The organism is Lysobacter sp. TAB13, from assembly GCF_052113885.1.
GTDB classification, from domain to species: domain Bacteria; phylum Pseudomonadota; class Gammaproteobacteria; order Xanthomonadales; family Xanthomonadaceae; genus Lysobacter; species Lysobacter gummosus.
In genome coordinates this window covers 1-358 of sequence record NZ_JBFRDR010000415.1, presented here as the reverse complement: position 1 = coordinate 358, position 358 = coordinate 1, and the positions used below count along the sequence as shown (strand labels likewise).

The following is a 358-nucleotide window of genomic DNA, read 5'->3' as shown; positions in this document are numbered from 1 at the left end:
CGTTACGGGCGCCTGGTCGTTTCGTCGCCAGCTCGTACTTGCGGGCCGCGAGGCGGATCTGGGCCGCGTCCTGCGGCGAGATCCGGCGCCAGAATAATCCCTCGCAACGCCCGGCCATGCGGGAAGATCTGCGCACGGGTGCGCGCGGTCGTTCGGCCGCGACAGCGGCCATTGTAACGTTGAACATGCTTCTCCTCGGCGATGAAGCCGGGGAGGGCAGGGCACCTCAAACATCGCTCGCCTCCGAAAAAAGGCCGAGCGATCCCGTGGCAAGAAAAGCTCTTGCAATCGGCCAGGGATTCGGGGAAACTTGTGATTGTCCAGATCATCAAGTTCCCCGGGAATCCCCGGTATGAGA

1 protein-coding gene is annotated in these 358 nt (G+C 63.1%); it reads right to left on the bottom strand.

Features of this window, described 5'->3' with window-relative positions; genetic code table 11:
- A partial coding sequence (locus AB4Y92_RS26770; protein WP_441822375.1) for a hypothetical protein occupies nucleotides 1-187 on the bottom strand: 187 nt, incomplete at its 3' end.
- Between the last annotated feature and the right edge of the window lie 171 nt (nucleotides 188-358).